The organism is Streptomyces sp. NPDC086835, from assembly GCF_044745705.1.
In the GTDB taxonomy this organism is placed as follows: Bacteria; Actinomycetota; Actinomycetes; order Streptomycetales; family Streptomycetaceae; genus Streptomyces.
Map to the genome: position 1 here is coordinate 135288 of NZ_JBIVAU010000006.1, position 24882 is coordinate 160169.

At 70.6% G+C, this 24882-nt stretch carries 22 protein-coding genes and 1 tRNA gene; 10 read left to right on the forward strand and 13 right to left on the reverse strand.

The window, feature by feature from the left end; genetic code table 11:
* The first annotated feature begins 469 nt into the window (after positions 1-469).
* On the forward strand, positions 470-3058 hold the full coding sequence (locus ACIPJI_RS20680; RefSeq protein WP_402247872.1) for a SpoIIE family protein phosphatase: 2589 nt from the start codon (positions 470-472) through the stop codon (positions 3056-3058).
* A 97-nt stretch (positions 3059-3155) separates the two neighbouring features.
* Here ACIPJI_RS20680 and ACIPJI_RS20685 read toward each other — a convergent pair.
* Positions 3156-3229 (reverse strand) — tRNA-Pro (locus tag ACIPJI_RS20685).
* A gap of 269 nt (positions 3230-3498) precedes the next feature.
* Between ACIPJI_RS20685 and ACIPJI_RS20690 the strand changes: the two genes are divergently transcribed.
* On the forward strand, positions 3499-4149 hold the full coding sequence (locus ACIPJI_RS20690) for a transketolase (RefSeq protein WP_356624810.1): 651 nt from the start codon (positions 3499-3501) through the stop codon (positions 4147-4149).
* A 35-nt stretch (positions 4150-4184) separates the two neighbouring features.
* Entirely contained in the window at positions 4185-5105 is a 921-nt protein-coding gene (locus ACIPJI_RS20695) for a transketolase family protein (protein WP_307710570.1), read from the forward strand.
* On the opposite strand, the gene ACIPJI_RS20700 is transcribed toward ACIPJI_RS20695, so the two are convergent.
* On the reverse strand, positions 5090-5833 hold the full coding sequence (locus ACIPJI_RS20700) for a hypothetical protein (RefSeq protein ID WP_402247874.1): 744 nt from the start codon (positions 5831-5833) through the stop codon (positions 5090-5092). The genes ACIPJI_RS20695 and ACIPJI_RS20700 overlap by 16 nt on opposite strands.
* Before the next feature lie 139 nt (positions 5834-5972).
* Positions 5973-6338 (reverse strand): MmcQ/YjbR family DNA-binding protein, encoded by a 366-nt coding sequence (locus ACIPJI_RS20705; protein ID WP_307709636.1) that lies wholly within the window; start codon positions 6336-6338, stop codon positions 5973-5975.
* Between the two features lie 157 nt (positions 6339-6495).
* Here ACIPJI_RS20705 and ACIPJI_RS20710 point away from each other — a divergent pair, with 157 nt between their 5' ends.
* Both ACIPJI_RS20710 and ACIPJI_RS20715 read left to right on the forward strand, forming a co-directional pair.
* Positions 6496-10023, forward strand: coding sequence for a ThuA domain-containing protein (locus ACIPJI_RS20710; RefSeq protein WP_402247876.1), 3528 nt, complete (start codon positions 6496-6498; stop codon positions 10021-10023).
* Positions 10024-10037: 14 nt separating this feature from the next.
* On the forward strand, positions 10038-10931 hold the full coding sequence (locus ACIPJI_RS20715; protein ID WP_402247878.1) for a sugar phosphate isomerase/epimerase family protein: 894 nt from the start codon (positions 10038-10040) through the stop codon (positions 10929-10931).
* A 63-nt stretch (positions 10932-10994) separates the two neighbouring features.
* Here the strand turns inward: ACIPJI_RS20715 and ACIPJI_RS20720 are convergent, their stop codons facing one another.
* From ACIPJI_RS20720 to ACIPJI_RS20730, 3 genes are read right to left on the reverse strand one after another with little or no spacing between them, the layout of a single operon-like run.
* Entirely contained in the window at positions 10995-11840 is an 846-nt protein-coding gene (locus ACIPJI_RS20720) for an ABC transporter ATP-binding protein (protein WP_373465366.1), read from the reverse strand.
* Complete coding sequence (locus ACIPJI_RS20725; protein ID WP_402247882.1) at positions 11837-12859, reverse strand: ABC transporter substrate-binding protein; 1023 nt, start codon at positions 12857-12859, stop codon at positions 11837-11839. Before ACIPJI_RS20725 ends, ACIPJI_RS20720 begins: the two co-directional genes overlap by 4 nt.
* 42 nt (positions 12860-12901) lie before the next feature.
* Positions 12902-13765: an ABC transporter permease gene (locus ACIPJI_RS20730; protein WP_307709631.1), complete on the reverse strand. Its 864-nt coding sequence runs from the start codon at positions 13763-13765 to the stop codon at positions 12902-12904.
* Between the two features lie 169 nt (positions 13766-13934).
* On the opposite strand from ACIPJI_RS20730, the gene ACIPJI_RS20735 reads away from it, so the two are divergent.
* Together ACIPJI_RS20735 and ACIPJI_RS20740 are read left to right on the forward strand one after the other, a co-directional pair.
* Complete coding sequence (locus tag ACIPJI_RS20735; RefSeq protein WP_402247884.1) at positions 13935-15056, forward strand: LacI family DNA-binding transcriptional regulator; 1122 nt, start codon at positions 13935-13937, stop codon at positions 15054-15056.
* Positions 15057-15344: 288 nt separating this feature from the next.
* Positions 15345-16541, forward strand: a complete 1197-nt coding sequence (locus ACIPJI_RS20740; RefSeq protein ID WP_402247885.1) for an acyl-CoA dehydrogenase family protein — start codon at positions 15345-15347, stop codon at positions 16539-16541.
* A 68-nt stretch (positions 16542-16609) separates the two neighbouring features.
* On the opposite strand, the gene ACIPJI_RS20745 is transcribed toward ACIPJI_RS20740, so the two are convergent.
* From ACIPJI_RS20745 to ACIPJI_RS20765, 5 genes are read right to left on the reverse strand one after another with little or no spacing between them, the layout of a single operon-like run.
* Complete coding sequence (locus ACIPJI_RS20745) at positions 16610-17179, reverse strand: GAF domain-containing protein (protein ID WP_402247887.1); 570 nt, start codon at positions 17177-17179, stop codon at positions 16610-16612.
* The gene (locus ACIPJI_RS20750) at positions 17176-17808 is read right to left on the reverse strand and encodes an ATP/GTP-binding protein (protein ID WP_356624803.1); all 633 of its coding nucleotides are present in this window, start codon (positions 17806-17808) and stop codon (positions 17176-17178) included. Before ACIPJI_RS20750 ends, ACIPJI_RS20745 begins: the two co-directional genes overlap by 4 nt.
* Entirely contained in the window at positions 17786-18157 is a 372-nt protein-coding gene (locus ACIPJI_RS20755; RefSeq protein WP_356624805.1) for a DUF742 domain-containing protein, read from the reverse strand. The genes ACIPJI_RS20750 and ACIPJI_RS20755 overlap by 23 nt, the downstream gene beginning before the upstream one ends.
* 2 nt (positions 18158-18159) lie before the next feature.
* A complete protein-coding gene (locus tag ACIPJI_RS20760; protein ID WP_356624806.1) occupies positions 18160-18594 on the reverse strand; it encodes a roadblock/LC7 domain-containing protein in 435 nt (144 codons plus the stop codon).
* A gap of 7 nt (positions 18595-18601) precedes the next feature.
* A complete protein-coding gene (locus tag ACIPJI_RS20765) occupies positions 18602-20179 on the reverse strand; it encodes a sensor histidine kinase (protein ID WP_402247890.1) in 1578 nt (525 codons plus the stop codon).
* On the opposite strand from ACIPJI_RS20765, the gene ACIPJI_RS20770 reads away from it, so the two are divergent.
* Entirely contained in the window at positions 20178-20369 is a 192-nt protein-coding gene (locus tag ACIPJI_RS20770) for a hypothetical protein (protein ID WP_402247891.1), read from the forward strand. The two genes, ACIPJI_RS20765 and ACIPJI_RS20770, sit on opposite strands and share 2 nt — an antisense overlap.
* A gap of 545 nt (positions 20370-20914) precedes the next feature.
* Here ACIPJI_RS20770 and ACIPJI_RS20775 read toward each other — a convergent pair.
* A complete protein-coding gene (locus ACIPJI_RS20775; protein WP_402247893.1) occupies positions 20915-22144 on the reverse strand; it encodes an MBL fold metallo-hydrolase in 1230 nt (409 codons plus the stop codon).
* A gap of 278 nt (positions 22145-22422) precedes the next feature.
* Here ACIPJI_RS20775 and ACIPJI_RS20780 point away from each other — a divergent pair, with 278 nt between their 5' ends.
* Together ACIPJI_RS20780 and ACIPJI_RS20785 are read left to right on the forward strand one after the other, a co-directional pair.
* Positions 22423-23019 carry a carboxymuconolactone decarboxylase family protein gene (locus ACIPJI_RS20780; RefSeq protein WP_402247894.1) on the forward strand — a complete coding sequence of 199 codons (597 nt, stop codon included), beginning with the start codon at positions 22423-22425 and terminating at the stop codon, positions 23017-23019.
* 115 nt (positions 23020-23134) lie between these two features.
* Positions 23135-23755, forward strand: a complete 621-nt coding sequence (locus ACIPJI_RS20785; RefSeq protein ID WP_356623683.1) for a TetR family transcriptional regulator C-terminal domain-containing protein — start codon at positions 23135-23137, stop codon at positions 23753-23755.
* 61 nt (positions 23756-23816) lie between these two features.
* Here ACIPJI_RS20785 and ACIPJI_RS20790 read toward each other — a convergent pair whose 3' ends face one another.
* Entirely contained in the window at positions 23817-24842 is a 1026-nt protein-coding gene (locus ACIPJI_RS20790) for a DUF6745 domain-containing protein (RefSeq protein WP_402247896.1), read from the reverse strand.
* Between the last annotated feature and the right edge of the window lie 40 nt (positions 24843-24882).

The window sequence follows — 24882 nt, forward strand, 5'->3', positions numbered from 1 at the left end:
GGGCGGGAAGCCGTGTCGAACACTCCGACACGGCCTCCGACCTGCGTTTCCGCACACCGGGACGACAGGATCTGAACCGTCGCTCTGATTGCTTGGACGCCCCCGTCACCGGTTCGGTGCTCGCTGTTCCCGCCTGCTCACCTACCGCGAGCAGGGACCGCGTTCGGGCTGAACGTCACCGCCTTCCTGCCCCGGACCGAAGGCGTCGTCCCGCCCGGCCGGAAGAGCGAGCGGCTCCACCTGGACATCCTCGTCTCCGAGATCATGGATCAACGCCCTCTCCGCGACCCGTAGGGACGGGGCCTTCGTGATTGCGCCGATGCACAGCGTGAAGGCTGGGAGCGTGGCCGCGGGGAGGTGTTACAACTGGGGTTGTGAGCCCGTCTCCTCTCTCGTGCCCGGCGTTCGGGTGCGGTCGAACCTAGGCAGAAGATTCGGAAGCGTCGCCGGACAGGTTTTCGTCCTTCAGGTGGCGATCGTGGTGCTGCTCGCGGCCGGTGCCCTGCTGTCCCTGGTGCTGCAGTCGCGGTACGACATCGACCGTGAAGCCCGCAACCGGTCGGTTTCCGTGGCGCAGACCTTCGCGAGATCCCTGGGCCTGCAGGAAGCGCTGAGATCGCCGGACCCGTCCGCGGTCCTGCAGCCCCTCGCCGAGGAGACGCGCAGGGCCGCAGGGGTGGACTTCATCGTGGTGATGGACACCCGCGGCATCCGCTACAGCCACCCTCAGCCGGACCGCATCGGCGAGCGGTTCGTCGGCACGATCGAGCCCTCGCTCTCCGGCCAGGTGCACACCGAGAGTGTGCAGGGGCCGCTCGGCAAGGAGATCCAGGCCATCGTGCCGGTCACCTCGCCCGAGGGCGATGTCGTCGCCCTGGTCTCGGCAGGTCTGACGGTGGAGAGCGTGACCGGCATCGCCGACCGCCAACTTCCTGTCATCCTCCTGGCCATCACCGGCGGTCTGGCTCTGGCCACCGTTGGCACGGCACTGATCAGCCGGAGGCTGCGTCGCCAGACCCACGGCCTCGGCACGCATGAGATGACCCGCATGTACGAGCACCACGACGCAGTGCTCCACTCCGTCCGCGAAGGGGTGCTGATCACCGACGACGAAGGACGGCTGCTCCTGGCGAACGACGAGGCCGGACGGCTGCTCGGCCTGCCGGACGACGCCGAAGGCCGCCCCGTCGACAAGGTCGGCATGGATCACCGGATGGCGGAACTGCTGCTGTCCGGCCGGGTGGCCACCGACGAGGTGCTGGAGGCCGGGGACCGGCTGCTCGTGGTCAATCAGCGGCCCACCCGCCCCCAGGGCCGCCCGCAGGGCTCGGCGGTCACCATCCGCGACTCCACCGAGATGCAGCTCCTGAGCAGCCGGGCGGAGACGGCCCGCAGGCGGCTCAAGCTGCTCTACGACGCCGGGGGTGAGGTCGGCACCACGCTCGATGTGGTGCGCACCGCGGAGGAACTGGCCGACGTCGCCGTTCCCCAGTTGGCGGACTTCGTCACGGTCGACCTGGCTGACCCGGTGCTGAAGGGCGACGAGCCCGGCCCGGGCGCCGACATGCGGCGCACAGCGGTCAGCGGCATCCGCTCCGATCACCCGCTGTACCCGCTCGGCAGTCTGATCGACTTCCTGCCGTCCACGCCGCAGGCCCGCGGATACGGCACGGGCGCAGCCGAACTCGTGCCCGATCTCCATGACGCGCCGGGCTGGCACGCCCAGGACCCGTCGCGGACATCGGCGATCGTCGGCTACGGGATCCACTCGCTCATCGCGGCTCCACTGAAGGCCAGGGGCGTCGTGCTCGGAGTGGTCAACTTCTGGCGGTCACAGAAGCCGGAACCGTTCGACGAGGACGACCTGTCCCTGGCCGAGGAGCTCGTCGCCCGCGCGGCTGTCACCATGGACAACGCCCGCCGCTACACCCGCGAACACAATCTCGCCGTGACGCTCCAGCGCAGCCTGCTGCCGCAGGATCTGCCCGAACAGAGTGCCGTGGACGTCGCGCACTTCTACCAGCCCGCGCAATCCGGAGTGGGCGGGGACTGGTTCGACGTGATCCCACTGCCGGGCAGCCGCGTCGCGCTCGTCGTCGGGGACGTCGTCGGGCACGGCCTGCACGCCGCGGCCACCATGGGGCGGCTGCGCACGGCCGTGCACAACTTCTCCTCCTTGGACCTGCCGCCCGACGAACTCCTCGCCCGCCTCGACACCCTCGTCCAGCGTATGGACCAGGAAGGCGACAGCGCCGCCCCGAACGGCGGCGTCCTGGGCGCGACCTGCCTGTACGCCGTCTACGACCCGATCTCCCAGAACTGCACCATGGCACGAGCAGGACACATGCCGCCGCTCGTGGTCGCCCCGGACGGCTCGACGACGATCTCGGAACTGCCGGCCGGACCCCCGCTGGGGCTGGGCGGCATGCCGTTCGAGACCATGGAAGTGCGCCTGGCGGAAGGCAGTCAGCTCGTCCTGTACACCGATGGGCTGGTCGAGGAGCGGAGCCGGGACATCGCAGAGGGCCTGGAAAAGCTGCGCACCGCGCTGAGCCACCCCGACCGGGACCCGCACGCCAGCCGCCGCGCCGTACTCGATGCCCTGCTCCCCAGCTGCCCGTCCGACGACATCGCGCTCCTCATCGCCCGGACCCGGACCCTGGGAGCCGGCCGGGTCGCACAGTGGGACGTGCCGTTCGACCCGAGCGAGGTCGGTGCCGTGCGCAGCCTCACGGCCAAGCAACTCGAGGAGTGGGGCCTGGAGGAACTCGCCTTCACCACGGAACTGATCCTCAGTGAGCTCCTCACCAACGCCATACGGTACGGCGCCGCGCCGGTTCGCGTCCGCCTGGTGCGCGATCGCACCCTGACCTGCGAGGTGTGGGACGCCAGCAGTACCGCCCCGCACCTGCGGTACGCCGCCACCATGGACGAGGGAGGCCGCGGACTGTTCCTGGTGGCGCAGCTCAGTGAGGTCTGGGGCACCAGGTACACACCGGAGGGCAAGGTCATCTGGGCCGAACAGGTCCTGCCCGCCGACGGCAGTGGCCTCTCCTAGAGTGCGGTTCTTCTGCTGACCGCCGTCTGGCCCCAAAACGATCAAGGGGCCGGCTCAGATTGCTCTGAACCGGCCCCTGATCTGCGACTCTTTCGAGTCGGGACGACAGGATTTGAACCTGCGACCCCTTGACCCCCAGTCAAGTGCGCTACCAAGCTGCGCCACGTCCCGATGCCCGCCTGACCTGGGGTTTCCCCTGGCCGAACGCGCATGAGAACAATACCGCACTCAGGGCGCTGGTCACGAACCCGTATTCCACGTTCGGCGCGCTTGACCTCAAGTGGACTTGAGATTGCACGGTGGGTGCCATGACGAACACGGCTCTCTCCTCCGTATCCGCCGATGCGCAATCCGACGTGTCCGGCGAGCTGCCCGGCGCATCCCTGACCACCGGCTCCCGGCCCGGCTCGTCGCCCGGCTTCCGTGATCTCGGCCGGCTGATGGCCCTGATGACCGGCGACGAGAAGCACGGCCCTGCCGCCACCTCCACGCTCGACGCGCTCTGGGTGCTGTACGACCGTGTACTGCGCGTGACCCCGGCGACCGCCGAGGCTCCGGAGCGTGACCGCTTCCTGCTGTCCAAGGGGCACGGCCCGATGGCGTACTACGCCGTACTCGCCGCCAAGGGGTTCTTCCCCGAGGAGTGGCTGGCGGGCTTCGGCTCGTACGACTCCCCGCTCGGTCACCACCCGGACCGGGTCCTCGTACCCGGGGTCGAGATCGGCAGCGGATCCCTCGGTCACGGTCTGCCGCTGGCCGTGGGCACGACCCTCGGGCTGCGGGCCCAGGGGCTGGCCGACCCCCGGGTCTGGGTCCTCATCGGTGACGCCGAGCTGGACGAGGGCAGCAACCACGAGGCCATCGCCTACGCCGGTCCGGCAGGTCTCGAGCAGCTGCACACGCTCGTCGTGGACAACGCGTCCGCGACCCACGGCTGGCCCGGCGGCATCGCCTCCCGTTTCGAGGCGGCCGGCTGGTCGGCGCAGACCGTCGACGGCAGGGACCACGAGGCACTGTACGCCGCGTTCACGGCGCCGCACCCGGGACGGCCACGGGCGGTCGTCGCCCGCGTCGAGCCCAAGAACGCCTGAGCGCACCGTCATCACCGAGAGGGGACTTCTCCACCATGGACACGATGCGTGACCGTTTCATCGCCACCACCTCCCGCCTCCTGGACGAGGAGCCGCGGACGGCTCTCGTCCTCGCCGAGATCAGCGCCGCCGGCTTCGAGCAGGCACAGCGCCGCCACCCGGACCGGGTGATCAACGTGGGCATCCGCGAGCAGCTGCTGATCGGCGCCGGTGGCGGCATCGCCCTCAGCGGGATGCGGCCGATCATGCACACCTTCGCGAGCTTTCTCGTCGAGCGGCCCTTCGAACAGGTGAAGCTCGACTTCGGTCATCAGAACACCGGCGGGGTGCTGGTGAGCGCCGGCGCCTCGTACGACTGGCCGGCCGGGGGCTTCACCCATATGTCACCGGGGGACGTCGCCCTGCTGGACACCCTCGACGGGTGGACGGTCCATGTGCCGGGTCACCCGGACGAGGCCGAGGCGCTGCTGCGGCACGCGGTCACCGGCGACGGCCGGGTGTACGTGCGCCTGTCGCAGCAGAGCAATACCGAGGCCCGGCCGGTCACCGGTGACCGGTTCCTCACCCTCCGCGAGGGCCGCGGCCCCGCGGTGGTCGCGGTCGGTCCGATGCTGGACAACGTCCTCGCGGCGACCGAAGGGCTCGACGTGAGCGTGCTCTACGCGACGACCGTACGCCCCTTCGACCAGGAGGCGGTCCGGGCGGCAGCGGGCGGCCGGGGCGACGTGGTGATCGTCGAGCCGTATCTCGAGGGCACCTCGACCACCGCCGCGAACGACGCCCTGGCGGACGTGCCGCACCGGGTGCTGGGCCTCGGTGTGGCACGCCGCGAGCTGCGCCGGTACGGCACGATCGACGAGCATCTCGCCGCGCACGGCCTGGACCCGGTGTCCCTGCGGGCCCGCATCTCGGCGTTCGCCGGGCAGGGGGCCCGGGGCGCTCACCGCCGGAGCTGAGGAGCGGGCCCCATGACGATCACCGGCTGCTTGGCCGGGTCCAGGGCGCGCAGCAGTCGGCGCATGTGGTCCTCCTGGAAGGAGATGCACGCCTGGGTCGGGCCCTCGTGGTCCACGTGGATCCAGACGCCGCTGCCCTTCTCCAGACCGAGCGGCCGCTCCTTGTTCAGCGGACTGGTCCCGGGGACGCGGTTGTAGTCGATGGCGATCACGTAGTCGAAGGAGCCTTCGAGGGGCTCACCGAGGAAACCGGTCCCGGGGGCGGCGAACTCCTCGTCCTGGTCGTACGGCAGCCGGGTGCCGGGGTCGGGGGAACGCCCGCCGGCGTCGCCGAGGCCGAAGACCCCGATCGGAGTGCGCAGATCGCCCGCGTGGTGGTCGTTCGTCCAGCCGCGCAGGGCGTTGTGCGCGGGCCACGGTCCGGCGACGGGTCGCCAGGAACCCCGGGCGTCACGCTCGTAGAGCACGCCCTGCGAAGTGTTCGTGTCGGCCGTCCGGCCGGTCACGACCAGCGCCTGGCGGGTACCGCCGGGGATCCGTGAGCGGAAGTCGGGGCCCAGGCCGGGGATCTGACGGACCGGCACGGCCTGGGGCCGGGGTGTGGCCTGAGCCGCGCGACCCTTCGCACCGGCGGACGGTGCGGGGGCTGCGTCGGTGCAGCCGATGAGGAGCAGCGCTGCGCAGACCGTCGCGGCCAGCGCGCTCCCGGCGCTCTTGATGGCGGGCATGGGCGGGGTCCTCCCGGCGTCGTGGAACGGCGGGCCATCCGTACCCCGTCGCCGCGGAGAAGCGGTTGCCCGGGGCGCCCGCTCACCCGACCGGGGCACCGGACGCGCGGCCATCCGGCCCGACCGCCGGGCTCCCCCGTCAGGGCCGCGGCGGCGCCAGCTCCGGATGGGCGTCGAGCAGTTTGCGCGGGGCCGCCTGGCGCCATGAGTCGAGCAGGATCGCGTACAGCTCGTCCTCGTCCTCCAGGGCTTCGAGCCGCACCCGCAACCAGGCGTAGTGGTCGTCGTGGCCCTCGCGCAGGAAGAACTTGGCGGGCTCTGCGGCGATCAGCTCGGCGCGATCCTCCTTCGGGCACTTCACGCCCATGACCCGGTCGTCGTCGGCCAGCGACGCGAAGATCCGGCCTCGGGGCTCGAGCCGGAAGGTGGGCATGCCCCAGGCGAGCTTCTCGATCGCTCCCGGGAGCGCGAGCGCGATCCTGCGTACGTCGTCGGCTGTGGCCATGGCACCCACCGTAAGCGCTGCCACCGACAGCGGCCCAACTGCCGCGCCACACTGCACGCTTCCGACCCATTGACCCCTCACGACGGCTGAACCTACGCTGTCCGGCGTACTCAGAAAGCGCTTTCTAACCCGCAGCCCTACCAGCACCGGGAGCGCCATGAGAAGTCTTCGACAAGAACCGTCCGGACACCCGAGGCGGCCGGAACGGCCGCGACAGTCCGGACGGCCGAGAGCCCGTCGCACCGCGTTTTCACCCGTCGCCGTCATCACCGCACTGCTGGCGCTGCTTCTCGGACTCGGGGTGACCCTGTCGCCCCGCGCCGAGGCGGCGCCTTATCGCGTGCTCGTCTTCTCCAAGGTCACGAACTTCAGCCACGACTCGATCCCCGCGGGCATCGAGGCGATCAAGAAGCTCGGCAGTGAGAACGGCTTCGAGGTCGAAGCCACCGAGGACGCCGCTGCCTTCACCGACGAGAACCTCGCCCGCTTCCAGGCGATCGTCTTCAACAACACCAACTCGACACCGGAGAGCGGCGATCTGCTGGACGCGGCCCAGCGCGCCGCGCTCCAGAAGTTCGTCCGGGGCGGCGGCGGATGGGTCGGTCTGCACGCCGCCTCCGCGAGCGAACGCGACTGGGGCTGGTACGAGGGCCTGGTGGGTGCCATCTTCGACAAGCACCCCGCCGTACAGACCGGCCGGATCAAGGTGCTGGACCGGTCGCACCCCTCCACCGAGGGCCTTCCCGAGCTCTGGGAGCGCACGGAGGAGTGGTACAACTGGCGCACCAACCCGACCGGAAAGGTCCACACGCTCGCCCAGATCAAGGTGCGTGACTCGATCACCGGCCTCGACGAGGGCGTCGACCACCCGTGGTCGTGGTGCCAGAACTACGACGGCGGACGCTCCTGGTTCACCGCGGGCGGCCACGCCAAGTCCGCCTTCCAGGAGCCGGACTTCCTGAAGCACCTGCTCGGCGGCATCCAGTGGGCCGCGGGCAACAGGCCCGGGGACTGCACCGCGACGAAGACGGGCGCCTTCCAGCGGACGCCGCTCGCCACCAGCGACCTCGCCGACCCGTTCGAGCTGGCGGTGGCGCCCGACCGCCGGGTCTTCTTCATCGAGCGCACCGGCAAGGTGAAGGTGATCGACCAGTCGACGCTGAAGGTCACCACCGCGCTCGACTTCGAGTACACCCCCGAGATGACCAGCCAGTCCGACGGACTGCTGGGGCTCGCCCTGGACCCGGACTTCGCAGAGAACAACTGGCTCTACCTGCTGAACTCCGACAAGACCGAGAAACGGCTGAACCTCTCCCGCTTCACCGTCACCGGCAGCACCATCGACCCGGCATCCGAGAAGCGGCTGCTGACCGTCCCGACCCTGCGGGGCGAAGGACGGGCCAACTCGCACATGGCGGGGTCGATCGCGTTCGACAAGCACGGCGACCTCTACATCGCCACCGGCGACAACACCGACCCGTTCGCGTCCGACGGCTTCACACCGATCGACGAGCGTGAGGGTCGCCGCGCCTGGGACGCCCAGGGCACCTCCGGCAACACCAACGACCTGCGCGGCAAGATCCTGCGCATCACGCCCAAGGACGACGGCACGTACGCGGTGCCCGAGGGCAACCTGTTCGCCCCCGGCACGGAGAAGACGCGGGCCGAGATCTACGCGATGGGCATGCGCAACCCGTTCCGGATCACCACCGACCCGGACAGTGGCGCGCTGATGGTCGCCGACTACGGCCCGGACGCCCGCGCCGCCGACCCGGACCGAGGCCCCGAGGGCACCGTCGAATACATGCGCATCACCGAGGCGGGCAACTTCGGCTGGCCGTACTGCGTGGGCAACAACACCCCGTTCAACGACTACGACTTCGCGACCCGGACCTCCGGCCCGAAGTTCGACTGCGCGAACCTGGTCAACGACTCGCCGAACAACACCGGCCTCACCGACCTGCCGCCGGCAGAGCCGGCCACCGTCTGGTACGCGTACTCGGCCTCCGCCCAGTTCCCCGAACTCGGCAGCGGCGGCGGTGGCCCGATGAGCGGACCGGTCTACGACCACGACGAGGCCAACACCTACCAGGGCAAGTTCCCCGCGGCCTTCGACGGCAAGTGGTTCAACTACGAACTGACCCGTAAGTGGTTCAAGACCTTCTCCATCCAGCAGCACGACCAGACGTTCACCGACCCGCGCTTCGCCCCGGTCAAGGCGGGTGACCTGCACTCGATCAACCCCGTCTTCGGCGACATGACGTGGAACCAGCCCTTCGACGCCGACTTCGGCCCGGACGGCGCGCTGTACGTCATCGACTTCGGGCTCGGCAGCGGCACAGGGCGCGGCGGCAGCAACGAGGGCTCCGGGATCTACCGCATCGACCACGTCGGCGACAACCGGCTGCCCGACGCCAAGGCCACGGCCACGCCGGACAGCGGTTCCGTGCCGCTGACCGTCGCGTTCTCCAGCGAGGGCTCGGGGCTGCCCGACGACGAACCGGTCAGCTACGCCTGGGACTTCGACGGGAACGGCACGACCGACTCGACGGAGGCGAACCCGAGCCACGTGTACCAGGACAAGGGCCGCTTCACCGCACGGCTCACCGTCACCGGCCCCGGAGGCCTCACCGGGCTGGCCGTCCAGGACATCACCGTGGGCAACACCCGGCCGCAGGTCACCATCCAGCAGCCGCCGGACGGCGGGATGTTCGGCTTCGGCGACACCATCCCCTTCACCGTGAAGGTCAAGGACAAGGAGGACGGACAAGGGATCGACTGCTCACGTGTGGTGGTCCAGTCGCAGCTCGGCCACGACTCCCATCTCCACCCGCTGGACAACTACACGGGATGCGCCGGCGAGATCACGACCGACGCCGGTGACAGCCACGGACCCGGCCAGAACCTCTATTACGGCATCACCGCCCAGTACGAGGACAAGGGAGCACCGGGCGTGCCCGCCCTCACCGGCTCCGCCTCGCTGACCCTGCGCACCGCGTTCCGCGAGGCCGAGCACATGACGTCGACCGGCGGGGCGCAGCACGGAGCCGTCGTGGGCAGCCGCGCCGACGCCTCCGGCGGGAAGCGGCTCACCGAGATCGAGCACGGCGACTGGATCAGCTTCGACCCCGTCAGCCTGAAGGGCATCGACTCCGTGACCGTGGGCGCTGCCTCCGGCGGCATCGGCGGAAGTATCGAGTTCCGCGCCGGGTCACCGACCGGTGAACTGCTCGGCAAGGTGACCGTCCCGGCCACGGGCGGCTGGGGCAACATCGTCTCCCCCACGACGCCGCTGACGGATCCCGGCGGAACGATGAAGCTGTACGCCGTCTTCACCAACCCGGACTGGAGTGCCGACAAGCCGGACCTGTTCGCCGTCGACTGGCTGCACTTCAACGGTCACGGTGTGGAGAAGCGTCAGGGAGCGGACGTCACGGTCGCTGCCGCTCCTGCCACCGGCAGCGCGCCGCTCACCGTGCGGCTGACCGGCAAGGTGAAGCTGCCGGAGGGCCGCACCGCCGCCTCCTACCACTGGGACTTCGGCGACAACACCCGGCCCGCGGGTGAGGAGACCCCGACGGCGACGCACTCCTACGCCCGCCCCGGCGCCTACACCGCGCATCTCACCGTCACCGACGACAAGGGCGACACGACCGGCGGCTTCGTCCGCATCGACGTCAGTTGAGAAGGGACATCCGAATGAACGGCACCAGACGCGCATTCCTCGGCAGGGCACTCGGCGTCGCCGCCGCCGCCGCGGCGGCCACCGCGGCGGGCCCGCTCCCGTACGCGGCCGCGGCGGAAGGGACGGCCCCCGAGACGGCGCAGCGCTTCCGCCGCATCCCGCCTTCCGGGATCGGCATGCACCTCTACACCATGCGCACTCCTCTCGCGGCGGACTTCAAAGGGACCCTCGCCCGGCTGGCGCAGATCGGATACGCGACGGTCGGTGTGAGCGGCCGGCACGGAAACAGCGCGGCCGCGATCCGCTCCATGCTCGACGAGACGGGTCTGCGGGCGGTCCTCGAGCACGTGGGTTACGACATCGTGCGCGGCAGCGGACTGCCGCGGGCCATCGAGGACACCCACACCCTCGGCGCACGATGGATCGTCGTGCCGAGCCTGCCAGGAGCGATGCACACCCCGGCCGGATTCCGTGAGGCGGCCCGGGAGTTCAACAAGGCGGGCCTCGCCGCCCGCAACGCGGGTCTCGGCCCGGTGCTGTTCCACAACCACGGCGCCGACCACCAGGTGGTGGACGGCGAGAACCTGTACGACATCCTGCTGCGGGAGACCGACCCCGAGCTCGTGGGCTTCGAGCTGGACGTCTACTGGGCGGCCAAGGGCGGCGGCAGCGATCCGCAGGACCTGTTCGTGGAGCACCGCCGGCGCTTCCCGGCGCTGCACGTCAAGGACATGGCGCCGAGCGGCGGGTTCGCCGACGTCGGCTCCGGAGTCCTGGACTTCGCCGCGATGTTCGACACCGCGCGCAGCGGTGGTGTGAAGCAGTGGCTGGTCGAGCACGACGCGCCGGCCGACCCGTTCGCCACCGCGCAGAACAGCTACACCCACCTGGCGAACCTCAGGTACTGAGCGCACACGAAGAAGGAGCCCCGCACCACCCCCCGTGGGTGGTGCGGGGCTCCTTTTTCGTGCTCAGTCCTGCGCGGAGGCCGCGCCGAGCAGGCCGCGGATGTGGGTGGTGGCCTCCCGGAACTCGGGCCGTCCCATCGTCTCGGTGTAGTCCCGTTCCGCGGGCAGTCCCACGTCGATGATCTCGGTGATGGTGCCGGGCCTTGCGCTCATCACGACCACCCGGTCGGCGAGGTAGCAGGCCTCGGAGATCGAGTGGGTCACCAGCAGCACCGTGGTGCCGGTCTCCCGCCAGATCCGGTTGAGTTCGGTGTTCATCTGCTCACGGGTCAGCGCGTCGAGCGCGCCGAACGGCTCGTCCATGAGCAGCACGGGCGGTTCGTGCAGCAGGGCGCGGCACAGCGCGACGCGCTGCTGCATGCCGCCCGAGAGCTCGTGCGGCAGGGCGTCCTCGAAGCCGCTCAGCCCCGTCATCGCGATCAGTTCGTCGGCGCGCCTGCGCCCGAACTCCGCCGGCATCTTCCGCATCTCCGCCTGGAGGAGGATGTTGCGGCGCGCCGAGCGCCACTCGAGCAGGGCGGCGCGCTGGAACACGTATCCGATGTCGTGGCGCGGCCCCTGCACCCGCTCGCCGCCGAGGAGCACATCGCCCGTGGAGGGCCTCAGCAGCCCGGCGACCAGTTTGAGCAGGGTCGACTTGCCGCAGCCCGAGGGCCCGACGATGGCGACGAACTCCCCTGCCCGGACCTCGAGATCGACGTCGGTCAGCGCGGTCACGTCGCGGTTCTTGGTACGGAAGCGGACCGCGACGTCCTTGATGCCGACCGCCGGTGTGGTGGCGGACGGGCCGCCCTGTCTGTCGTTCGTCACGTCCGGCTCCCGCACGGTGGTGTTCCTGGGCATCGTCATCCCTTCATCGCGGTCGCGCTGTCCCAGTACTCCTCGACGGCCTTGGGGCTGCTGACCAGTCCGGCCTCGGCGAAGACGTCGATGGTCTGCTGCCAGTCGGCCTCGACGTTCACACCGGGGGCCCGGCCCTTGGTGGCATCGGTGTGCAGCAGGGTGAGCGTGGTGGCGAACTGCTCGGCCAGCACCTCCTTCGGCGGCAGCTGCTCGCTGGCGCCGTCCATCGAGGCGACGGCCGGCTCGGGGGCCTTCTCGGCCGCCGCGAAGGATTCACTGACGGCCTTCGCCATGCGCTGCGCGAGGTCCTTCTTTCCGGTGAGGACCTTCTGGCCGGCGATGAGGCCGTTGGAGTAGAAGTTCAGGCCGTTCTCGGAGAACCGGAGGTAGGAGACGGGCTTCTTGGCCTTGTTCTGCATGGTGGGGCCCTGGTCGCTGGCGTATCCGAGCAGGCCGTCGGTCTTGCCGGAGATCACCGCGGCGATCTTGCCGGCCGGGTCGGTGTTCTGGACCTTGACGTCGGACTCGCTGAGGCCGTTCTTCTTCAGGAAGATCGGGAACGTCTTGGAGAGGGCGTCACCGGCGGTGCCCGCGATGGTCCTGCCCTTGAGGTCGGCTGGGCTCTTGATGTTCTGCGACTCGAAGAACTGCACCGAGGACGGAGTGGTCTGCAGGAAGACGCCGAGGCTCTTGACCTTGACGCCGGCGTCGACACCGGACAGCACGGCGGGTGTGTCGGCCCAGCCGAAGTCGGTCTGGCCCGCGCCGGTCGCCTGCACGGTCTTCTGGGAACCCTGGCCGGCCCGTATGTCGAGGTCGATGCCGTGCTTCTCGAAGATCTTCTGCTGCTTGCCGTAGTAGAACGGCGCGTGTTCTCCGTACGGGTACCAGTTGAGGGTCAGCGTCACCTTCTCCAGCTTCTTCCCCGAGGAGCTGGTGGATGTGCCGGAGTCGTCCCCGCCGCAGGCGGTGGCGGCCAGGAGCAGCGGTACGAGGCCGGTCAGAAGCAGTCTGCGCGCAGTCATTGCTGTCCTTCTCGTCGACTTGGAACGGTGCCCGGGGGTCGGTCAGTAGGTGGTGGTGACGCCGGTCTCCCGGCGGCTCGCGTGCCACGGGAGCAGCAGCTTCTCGGCGATCTCGACGAGGACGAAGAGGACGACGCCGATCAGGGACATCACGAGGAGGCCGGCGAACAGCATGGGAGTGTCGAGGTTTCCGTTGGCCTGGAGGATCACGTAGCCGAGCCCCTCGTTGGCGCCGACGAACTCACCGACGACCGCGCCGGTCACGGCGAGGGTCACCGCGACCTTGAGGCCGGAGAACAGGTGCGGCAGGGACGCGGGCATCCTGATCTTCACGAAGGTCTGCCAAGGGCTCGCCCCCATGGTCGAGGAGAGCTGGAGCATCTCCGGGTCGACGGCCTTGAGCCCGGTCACCATGGAGATGACGACGGGGAAGAAGGCGATCAGGACGGCGATGAGGATCTTGGGTGCGATGCCGAAGCCGAGCCACACCACGAACAGGGGCGCGATGGCGATCTTCGGAACGACCTGTGCGAACAGCAGGATCGGGTACAGGGTCTTCTCGACGGTGGCCGAGTACACCATGATCACGGCGGCGAAGACCCCGACGACCACCGCGATCAGGAAGCCGAGGAGCGTCTCGTAGGTGGTCACCCAGCTGTGCTGCCAGATGTAGTCAGCCTTGCCCGTCAGCACGTCCAGCGTCGCGCCGGGCGACGGAACGAGGTAGGGCTCGACCAGTTCGGCGGCGGCGATCACCCACCAGCCGGCGAAGCAGGCGAGGAGCAGGGCGACCGGGCGCCAGCTCTGTTCGAGCAGGCGGGATGCCCGCTCCCCCGGGCTCGGCCTCTCACGCCGGTCGACTCCCGCCACCTTCACGGGTGCTGCCTTGATGGCGCTCTGACTCACGGTCAACTCCTGGTGCGTTCCGGAGCGGCTGAATCGATGCGGGGAAAACGCTTTCAGAAAGCGCTTTCTGGTAAGGTGTCGCCACGCTAATGACTGCTCGTCCGCACGGTCAATAGGTCGTCCCGAAGTTTCGGGGGGTCAAGTGAGTGAACGGGAAACACAGGCTCATGTGACGCTGGACGCTGTCGCCCGCCGGGCGGGAGTGTCCCTCGCAACCGCGTCACGAGCCCTGAACGGCACCACCCGGGTACGGGAGGATCTGCGCACCCGGGTGCGCGCCGCCGCAGACCAGCTGGGCTACATCCCCAACGCGCATGCCCAGGCGCTCGCCAGCGCGTCGAGCAACACGGTGGGCCTGATCTGCCACGACGTCGGCGATCCCTACTTCGCCGCCATCGCCGCCGGGGTGATGCGCGCCGCCGCGGCGAAGGACCTCCTGGTGATGCTCGCCAGCACCTTCCGCGAACCGGCCCGCGAGATCGCCTACGTGTCCACGCTGCGCGCCCAGCGGGCCCGGGCCATCCTGCTGATCGGCTCCGGCTTCCAGGACCGCTCGTGGGAGCGGGCGCTCGCCGCGGAGCTCGATCCGTACGTACGGGCCGGCGGTCGCGTCGCGGTCGTCAGCCGCCACCGCAGCCTGCGGGCCGACGCCGTACTGCCGGAGAACCACGGCGGGGCCGCGGCGCTGGCCCGGGCCCTGCTCGACCTCGGACACCGGGAGTTCGCGGTGCTCAGCGGCCCGCCGTCGCTGACCACCGTCGCCGACCGGCTCGCCGGCTTCCAGGAGGAGCTGGCCCGGGGCGGCGTCGAACTGCCGCCGGAACGCATCGTGCGGGGCCCGTTCACCCGCGAGGGCGGCTATGCGGCCGCGCGCACCCTGCTCGCCCGCGGCAACCGGCCCACCTGCGTGTTCGCGGTGACCGACGTGATGGCGGTCGGCGCGCTCGCCGCCTTCCGGGAGCAGGGGGTGCGCGTACCGGAGGACATCTCGCTCGCGGGATTCGACGACATCCCCCTCGTACGGGAGCTCTCACCACCGCTGACCACGGTCGCCCTGCCGCTCACCGCCATGGGAGAGGAGGTCATGGCGCTCGCCCTGCGCGAGCCCCGGGGCCCTCGGTCACGGGTGCTGCGGGTGGGCGGTGAGGTGGTCCTGCGGGCCAGTGTCGCTCCTCCACCGCCACCACCCACGGCACCGGTCGCCCTTCCCGTCGGGGGCGCGCAGCAACTGACCGTGAGCCCCTTGAACTCCGGATGCACCGACCGGCACCTGGGCGCGCCGGAGCGCTGACCACCGGCAGAGCCATACGCCGGTGAACCCGTTGGCACCGTCATGTGGCAGGGCCGCACATCCGGGGAATGCCGTACGGAAGAATCGGCCGGGTGGGGAGGTCTACCACGTAAAGCACGTCATCAATCAAACCTCAAAGGCCCCTGTTCCGGCCAAAGTTGGATTGAACCTTGTCCCCCATCGAACGGTGAAGCGTCTGATGTCGTGGGCCCAGGGGCGGCAGCACTGCCGATGCACCACCTGCTCGAACAACGACGCGAGCAGGCGTTTCGCGGAGGGGAGCTCGTGATGGACGGATACTTCACCGGCCGGCCGCATCACCGACTACGGTCGGCCGTGAGGGACTTCGCCGAGAGGGAGGTGCGGCCGAGGATCCCGGCCATGGAGTCCGCCCGGTCGGCCCACCGGGCACTGTCCCACCTCATCGCGCGGCAGGGCTGGCTCGGCGCCACCATCGGCAGCGACCACGGCGGGATGGGGCTGGGCCACCTCGCCAAGACGATCATCATCGAGGAGCTCTCCCGGGTCAGCGGCGCGATGGGCGCGATGGTGCAGGCCTCGCAGTTGGGCGCTGCCAAGATCGTCCATTTCGGCAGCGACGAGCAGAAGAAGACCTGGCTTCCCCTCATCGCCGCCGGCGAGTGCCTGCCCACGATCGCCGTCACGGAGCCCGAGTCGGGCGGTCATGTGCTGGGCATGACCGCCACCGCCGTACGGGACGGCGACGATTACCTCATCAATGGCCGAAAGGTGTACGTCGGCAACAGCCACGTCGGAGATCTCCACGGTGTGGTGGCACGGACCGGCCCGGGCTCCAAGGGGCTGACCGCCTTCCTCGTCGAGTCCGACCGCCCCGGCTTCCGGGTCGGTGCGGAACAGCCGACGATGGGGCTGCACGGTTTCAGTTTCGGCGAGCTGCACTTCGACAACTGCCGCGTACCGGCGGCCAATCGGCTCGGCGATGAGGGCGACGGCCTCGCCGTGGCCTACTCCTCCAGCGTCCTCTACGGCCGGGCCAACCTCACCGCCGTATCCCTGGGCATCCACCGGGCGATCCTCGAGGAGACCACCCGTTTCTGCGAGCAGCGGTACCGCTACGGCAAACCCCTGCACGAACTGCCGACCGTCAAGCTGAAGCTGGGCACGATGCAGTCCCGGCTGATGACCGCCCGGCTCGCCGCCTATCACTCCGTCCATCTCCTGGACGAGGGGATCCCGTGCGACGCGGAGCTCATGAACGCCAAGCTGGTGAACGTCGAGGCGGCGATCGACTCGGCCCGCAACGCCATGGAGGTCCACGCCGCCGCTGGCCTGTTCACCGACCGGCCCATCGAGCGCTATCTGCGCGACGCCCACCACATGTTCGCCCCGGCCGGCACCTCGGACATCCAGCTCCTGCGGCTGGCGGAAGTCGCCCTTGGCACGTCGAAGGGGCAGTGGTCGCAGCGGCTGTCCGAAGAGGTCCGGATGGCTCCGACGGGGTGACCGCGGGTTCCCGCGGTCGGATTGCGGGTGACGTCCCAGGGCGCTTGCCGCGCCCCGTGGGCGTCGCCTCAGATACCGCCGTCCTCCCGGCTGTGGATCTGCTCGACGAGATCCGCCGCGAGTGACTTGATGGTCTCCAGACCTGCCCGGCCCCAGGGCCTCGGCTCGGTGTCGACCACGCAGATGGTGCCCAGCGCGATGCCCGTACGGTCGATCAGCGGCGCACCCAGGTACGAGCGGATGCCGATCTCGTCGACGACCGGGTTCCCGGCGAAGCGCGGGTAGTCGCAGACGTCCTCCAGCACGAGCGCCTTGCGGCGCACGACCACATGGGGGCAGTAGCCGTGGTCGCGCGCCATGAACCGGCTCACCTCCGCACCGCCCGCCGCGGGACCCGGCTCGCCGCCGCTGTGGGTGCCCGACGGGGTGTGCAGCCCGGCGAAGAACTGACGGTGCTCGTCGATGAAGTTGACCATGGAGTACGGAGCTCCGGTCACCTCGGCGAGCCTGCGGGCGAAGTCGTCGAACGCCGCGTCCGGGCGCTCCCCGAACCCGAGCTGGCGCAACCGCCGCACCCGTACGGGTGCCTCGCGGTCTACCGGGGTCAACAGCAGATGGCCGGTGGGGTCGTACGTCATGTCGGTGCTCCATAGCTCGGTGCCGGGCCCGGCACGGCGGCGGTTGTGGTGAGCAGGTGCTGGACGAGGGTCACCAGCGTCCCGATGCCCGAACTGGCGATCCGCGCATCGCACAGCACGACCGGTACCTCCGGGTTCAGGTCGATCGCGGCCCGCACCTCCTGCGGGTCGTAGCGGTAGGCACCGTCGAACTCGTTGACGGCCACGACGAATCCGATACCGCGCCGCTCGAAGAAGTCGACGGCGGAGAACGAGTCCTCGAGTCTGCGGGTGTCGGCGAGCACGACGGCGCCGAGTGCGCCCTCCGACAGTTCGTCCCACATGAACCAGAAGCGCTCCTGGCCCGGTGTACCGAAGAGGTAGAGCACATGGTGCTCGTCAAGGGTCATCCGGCCGAAGTCCATGGCGACCGTGGTGGTCGTCTTGGACTCGATGCCCTCCAGACTGTCGGTCGCCGCACTGACCTGGGTGAGCAGCTCCTCCGTACTGAGCGGTTCGATCTCGCTGACCGCTCCGACGAAGGTCGTCTTGCCCACCCCGAACCCGCCCGCGACGAGAATCTTGAGCGCGGTGGGGAACTGGTCGCCGCTCTCGGCGACGCGGGTGTCAGAGCCGTCGTCGTAGGCCATCGAGCACCGCCTCCAGCAGTGAACGGTCGGTGGGTGTGTCATGGCTGCGCGGCGCCCGGGCCGTGACGGCGCCGCAGTCCACCAGGTCGGACAGCAGCACCTTGGTGACGACGGCCGGCAGCCGTAAGTGGGCGGAGATCTCGGCGACCGACGTCGGACCATGGCACAGGCCGAGCGCCGTGGTGTGCTCGGGACCGAGATGCGCCTGCGGCGCGGCGCCCGTGGCCATCACCATGGAGAGCAGGTCCAGCGCGGCCGTCGGACGGGTGCGTCCGCCGCTCACCGTGTACGGACGGATCAGCCGGCCCGCCGCGTCGTCGACAAGCGGCCCGTCCATGGGTGAGGGCATGATCACTGCCTCGCGGCGCTCGGTGTCCCGGCGGACTGTCTGACGGGCGTGACCAGATAGGGCCGCACGCTCTTGACCAGCATCGCCATCTCGTAGCCGAGTACGGCGGCGTCGGCCTCCCGTCCCGCGAGGACGGCGAGACAGGTGCCGGATCCCGCGGTGGAGACGAACAGCAGTGTGGAGTCCAGCTCGACCACGACCTGGCGTACCTCGCCACCGTCGCCGAAACGCGCTCCGGCGCTGCGGCCCAGCGAGTACAGGCCGGAGGCCAGGGCCGCCATGTGGTCGGCGCTGTCGTTGTCCAGACCGTGCACCGATTTCACGAGGCCGTCGGAGGAGAGCAGTACCGCGTTACGGGTGTACGGCACACGCTGGACCAGACCGCTCAACAACCAGTCGAGGTCCGAGACATGGCCGGTCGGCACATCGCTCGCCATGGTGCATCTACTCCTTGATGGTGGGTTCGTCACGCTGGGGGTCCGACTGTCCGGACAGCGGTGCCGCCCGTTCCGGCTCGATCTCCGCGAGGCCGATGCCCCGCTGGAAAGCTGCCATCAGACCCGGGTCGTGCAGGGCCTCTTCGTCGTCCCTGCGTGGCGCGGGGGCGTCCCGCAACTGCGGGACGAGGTGCTCCTGGATGCGGCGCTTGGGCAGCTGGGGGCGGCCCATCGTGCCGCGGACCACCGGTCGGTCGGGCGGCTCCGCCACGTCGGGGCCCGGTCCGGCGACGGGGCCGGGCGGGGTCGCGTGGTGGCCGTTGCCGAAGTGCCCGGCGCCCGGCACGGGCCGTTCGCCGCGCTCCCCCCGCACGGGCAGGGGCGCGTCCGCCATGACGGCGGTGGCCGGCTCCCGTTGTGCCGGCACCGGCCTGGTCTGCGCGGACAGGGCCGACTGTGGCAGCGACGGCGGCGACATGGCCGCGACGCGGGGCCCGTTCATGTGCGGGGCGGGCGTGGGCGCGGCGGCCGTCCCGTGCTCGGCCCCGCCGTCGTGGTCGGCTCCGAGCAGGCTCTGCGGCAGTACGAGTACGGCCTGCACGCCGCCGTAGATGTTCGTCTGGAGCCGCACGGCGATGCCGTGGCGGCGGGCCAGCGCGGACACGACGAACAGGCCGATCCTGCCGTCCTGGAGCAGATTGGCGACGTTGACCTGGTCGGGGTCGGCGAGCAGGGCGTTCATCTTGCCCTGCTCCTGGAGCGGCATACCGAGCCCGCGGTCCTCGATCTCCACGGCGAGCCCGGCCGTGACGTGCTGGGCGCGCAGCAGGACCTGGGTGTGCGGCGCGGAGAAGAGCGTGGCGTTCTCGACCAGTTCGGCCAGCAGATGGATCACGTCGGCGACCGCGTGGCCGCGCAGTGTGCCGGCGATGGGCGGCACCAGCTTCACCCTCGGGTACTGCTCCACCTCGGCGATGGCGGACCTGAGCACCTCCGTCATGGTGACCGGGTGGGACCACTGCCGCCGCGAGATGGCGCCTCCGAGGACGGCGAGGTTCTCCGCGTGCCGGCGGATGCGGGTGGCCAGATGGTCGACGTGGAAGAGGCCCTTGAGCAGCTCCGGGTCCTCGACCTCGTTCTCCAGCTCGTCGAGCAGCTGGATCTCACGGTGCACCAGGGACTGCAGCCTGCGGGCCAGATTGACGAAGACCTCGACCTTCTGTTCGTTGCCCACGCTGCTGGAGAGCCGGGACGCCTGCACCACGGCCGCCAGCGCGGCGTCGTGCGAGCGCACCAGATCGTGGGCGAGCAGGTCGAACTCGTCCCCGCCCGAGGGTCCTTGCTCGGGCGTACGGCGGGGCGGCGGACCCTCGCCGCGCCTGAGTCTGTCGACGACTGTGCGCAGTTCGTCCTGGGCCCGGGCGTTGGTGCGCCGAAGCTCGGAACACCGGTCGAGCACGGACGTGGCCGCCCGGTCGGCGCCGCGTGCGGCGACCGCCACTGCGGCCACGGCGAGCGCGGCCATGGCGCTCAGCGCGACCCACAGGGCGGCGGAAGGTCCGGGAGTGGCGGCGCGCAGCGTCATGACCACCGCCGTCGCACCGCTGAGGGCGGCGACCACGGTCGGCAGGACGGCCGCGCGCAGTAGTTGGGGTCGTATGCGGGCTTCCGGCGGCGCGGTGGCGGTCCTGCCGGAGGGTGTCCTGCCGGAAGACGCCCTGCCGGAGGACGTCCGGCCCGCGGACGACAGTGAGCGGGCACCTGGCCGGCCGTGACGCCCGCCCTCTCGGCGGTCGGACCGCGCGGCTGGTGCGCGTAGTTGAGACATCAGCGTCCTCGGTACGTGGGGCCCCAGGGATCGGCGTACTGCGATTGATCGGCATGACTCCACGGCGGAACCCGGGCACGCGAATGAGAGCCCACCGTCGATCACCGGCCACACACGGTAGTCGCCGGGGACGGGGGTGGACCGAGCTGTTGCGAAAGTTGCCCGCTATGGGTCGCGCTCTGGTATGAGGGCTCGCACGACAGAGCGAATGTAGGCGGGGGCGTGGGGGCGTGGCCGCTGCGCGGGGCCGTTCCCCTCCCCGCCCCTTCCCGCTGTACCGATGTGCGGCTCCGCCGCGTGGCGGGCAAGCCCCGGGCCCCGACCGCTTCGCGCGGGAACGCCGGCGGCGCTGACAAAGTCAGCCCCGCCGGCGTTTGAGGCGCGGGGGTCCGGTGGGGGTCCCCCACGCCGCCAGGCGTAGAACCCCCGGCTACGGGCAGGGGCGGGGAGGGGACACGCCCGCCGCAGGCGCTGCCCCGCGCCCCGCGCCACTCAAGCCGTCGGCGCCGTCTCCGCTGCGCCCGACTCCGGCGCCGCGTCACGCGCCGGCTTCGCCGCCGTCGCCTCCACGGTCGCCGTGACCGCCGACCAGCCTTCCACCGGCACGGTGGACACACCGCGCCACCACGGCACGGACGGCACGTTCTCGGCCGTAGGTTCGAACGGCTCCCCGGGTCGCGGCAGCGCGATACGCGCTCCCGCCTTCGCCGCGGCCGCGACCGTGCCCTCACCGGGCTCCGCCCACGGGTGCGGCGCCAGGTTGAACGTGCCCCAGTGGATCGGCAGCATCACACCGGCCGGTGTGCCGCCCTGCAGGTCGAGGTGGGCGCGCATGCCTTCGGCCGGGGTCATGTGGATGTCGGGCCAGTACTCGGAGTAGGCGCCGATCTGGATCATCGTCGCGTCGAACGGCCCGTGCTCGGCGCCGATGTCCCGGAAGCCGGTGAAGTACCCGGTGTCGCCGCTGTGGTAGATCCGGTGTTCGGGGCCGGCGACGGCCCAGGACGCCCACAGGGTGTGCTGCTGATTGCGCAGTCCGCGGCCGCAGAAGTGGCGTGCGGGGGTCGCGGTCAGCCGGATGCCGCCGATCTCCGTGGTCTCGTTCCAGTCGAGCTCGCGCAGGCGGTCCGGGGACACGCCCCAGCGTTCGAGGTGGGCGCCGACGCCGAGCGGCACGGCGAAGAGAGTTTCGGTGGAGGCAAGGGCGCGAACCGTGGGCAGGTCGAGGTGGTCGTAGTGGTCGTGGGAGATCACGACGACGTCGAGGCTGCCGAGAGCGGCGAGCGGCGCGGGCACCGGGTGCAGGCGCTTGGGCCCGGCGAAGGTGAAGGGGGAACACCGCTCTCCCCAGACCGGGTCGAAGAGCACCCGGCGGCCGTCGATCTCGGCGAGAACGCTGGAATGCCCCATCCAGGTGAGCCGGAGCCCGGAGGCGGCCGGCCTGGTGAGGTCGGTGGCGGTGGTGGTGTGCAGCGGCACCGGGCGGGCCGGAACGCGGCGTGTCCTCGCCTCCTTGGCGAAGTACGTCCTGGCGAACTCCACCATGGAACCGCTGGACGGTCTCGTGCGCGTCCCTTCGGGGTTCTGGAAGACGCCGTCGGCGAAGTTGGGCGAGCTGCGGATGCGCGCCAGGCGCTCGCCGGCCGGGTCGGCCCCGAAGGCGGCAGGCCTCAGTGAGCGCAGCCGGGACCTCAGCGAGTGGGGGGAACCAGCGCCGGACACGGCACCTCCTGATGCTCGGGGTCATTCCATTATGTGCATTTCAAGGCGGAAAGGAGCGGTCTGCGGGACCGCCCTGACCCGGTCGGGGCGGGCTGTGGGACCGCCCTGACCCGGTCGGCGACCAGCCGCTCCGTCCTGACAGCCAACGCCTGCCCGCGTGCCGGTGTTCCTGAACGGTGCTCCTGTGGCTGGATCCGGTGCCGGTCCGTGTCACATTTCCGGGCGTGCGCTCCGTCGTGGTGGTGACAGCACACGGCTTCCCCCATGAGGAGCACGTCATGGCCCGTATTTCCCTCGACCCGCGCCGCTCACTCTTCCTGCGCGCGGCCCAGTGGTACTCGAAGCGCGCCTACGGCAAGATCCTCGACCCGGTCCGCGCGCTGGGGCACAACCCCAGGGTGCTCCGGGCCGATCTGCGCTTCGAGATGGCGGTGGGCAGGTGGAACAAGCTCGACGCGGATCTCAAGGCGCTCGCGGTGATGGCCTCCGCCGCCTCGATCGGCTGCAGCTGGTGCATGGACTTCGGGCACTGGGAGAACAGGCAGCGCGGGATGGACGCCCGCAAGGTGCGCGAGGTGCCCCTGTGGCGGGAGAGCGACGCGTACACCCCGCTGGAGCGGGACGTCATGGAGTTCGCGGAGGCCATGACGGCCAACCCGCCGGAGATCGACGACGATCTCGCCGGGCGGTTGGTCGCCGCACTGGGCGAGGCGGCGTTCGTGGAGCTCACGGCGATCGTGGCGGTGGAGAACCTGCGGTCCAGGATGAACACCGCACTCGGCCTCACCAGCCAGGGCTTCAAGGACCACTGCGAGATCCCGGCGCGGGAACAGGCCGAGGCCGAAGTCGCCGCCGGGGAGGTCCCCGCCGGCTGACGCACGAGGGGCGGCGCCGACGGACGCACAGGACGGTCGCGTCGGCCGCGGCCGCCTGAGGAAGGCCCTGTACAGGGCTGGACTTCATCCAAGATCAGCTGTGTACTGTGACGCCGTGGCCAGAGTTCGGTTGAGCGTGGCGGAGAGGCGCGAGGAGATCCTGGGCGCCGCCGTCGAGCAGATTGAGACCCGGGGCGTGGCGGCCGTGCGGATCGCCGACGTCGCCGACGCGCTGGGGGTGAGCAGCGCCCTGGTGCTCTACCACTTCTCCACCAAGGAGAAGCTGGTGGCGGCCGCCTTCACGCATGCCGCCGACGCGGATCTGGCCCATCTCCGCAGGCTTCTCGGGCGGCGCACCACCGCGCTGCGCCGGCTTCGCGCGGCGGTGCGCTGGTACGCCCCGACCGGACAGGCCAAGGGCTGGCGGCTGTGGATCGACGCCTGGGCGGTGTCGCTGCGGGAACCGGCCCTGCGGGACGTGTCCCGCGCCCTCGACCAGCAGTGGAAGTCCGCCCTCACGGAGGTCATAGCCGAGGGGGCGGCCGCCGGCGAGTTCCCCTGTCAGGATCCGGCGGCGGCGGCCTGGCGGCTGACGGCGTTCCTCGACGGGCTGGCCGTCCAGATGACGTCGTACGCGGGCTCGCTGTCCCGGGCGGCCATGCTCCAGTGGGCCGACGAGGCCCTCGCCCGGGAGCTGGGCATCGACCACGCCGAACTGACGGCGACGGCGCGCTGAGTCCCCTGCTCCCGCCCGGGACGGTGACAGCGAACCGGGACGGTGAGGACGGCGGCGCCGCTCAGGTCTGCCGTACCGGTTCGTAGACGGCGGCGTCCAGCCCGAACGTCCAGGCGACGCCCTCCTTCGCCGTGCGCGTCGTGGGCGGCACGCGCAGCCAGTACGTCCGGTGCGAGCCGTCGGGCTCCGGAGTGGAGTTGACCACCTCGACCATCACCACGTCCTCGTCGTCCGCGAGCGCGATCCGCCACAGGATGCCGGTCTCGTCGCGGTGCACGGGCTCGGCGCCGGACTCCGCGAGATACCGGTCGTAGCCGTAGTACTCGAGCATCACGCGGCGCAGTTCCGCGTTCTCCTCGTCGCGTATGCGCTCCGGGGTCAGGGCCGTGAGTTCGCGGAGGAACTCGGCGGGCACGGGCATGCCGCGCCATGCGTGGAGGGCGAATCCGTCCGGGAAGACGAGGGCGGGGCCCTCGCCGTTGTCGAGCCGGCCGGCCTCGTCCCGGTGCAGCCCGGAGGGCCGTTCGCAGATGACGACGGCGTTCTCGAAGGGCCACCACCAGCCGGCGTGCTCCGCGACCCGGGCCAGCCCCGTCAACCGGTCGCTGCGGCCGTCGAAGGCGGCGAGCCATGCGGCGTCGTGCTGTCCGAGGACCGCGTCGAGCAGGACGCCCCGGATCCTCGTCTCCTCCGCGGCACGCTCGGCGGCGCCCTCCGGTGCCTTCTCGAGCAACGCGTCCACGACGCCGGTGCGTATGCGCTCGGCCAGGGCGCGGGTGCTGTCCCACAGGAGTGCTCCGGTGCCGCTCCACAGCGCGGTCCAGCCACCGGGCCCCAACTCGTCGTGGACGCGGCGCCGTTCGTCCGCCCAGGGGCGGGTGCGCACCTCGTCGCGCACGGAGCGCCCCGGTTCCTGAAGCTCCTGGACGGCGTTCACGCCCGAGAGGGGCGAGTCCGCCCAGACGATCCGGTCGGGCGCGGCGAGCCCCGCCGCACGGTAGGCGAGCCGCACGCCCTCCTCCGCGGCGGACCGGTCCGCCGGTCCTGTCGCCGCCGCGATCGCCCGCCACTTGTCCGCATACTGCATGTGAAGTCCTGTCCCCTGTTGTCGTTCTGTCCGTCGTCCC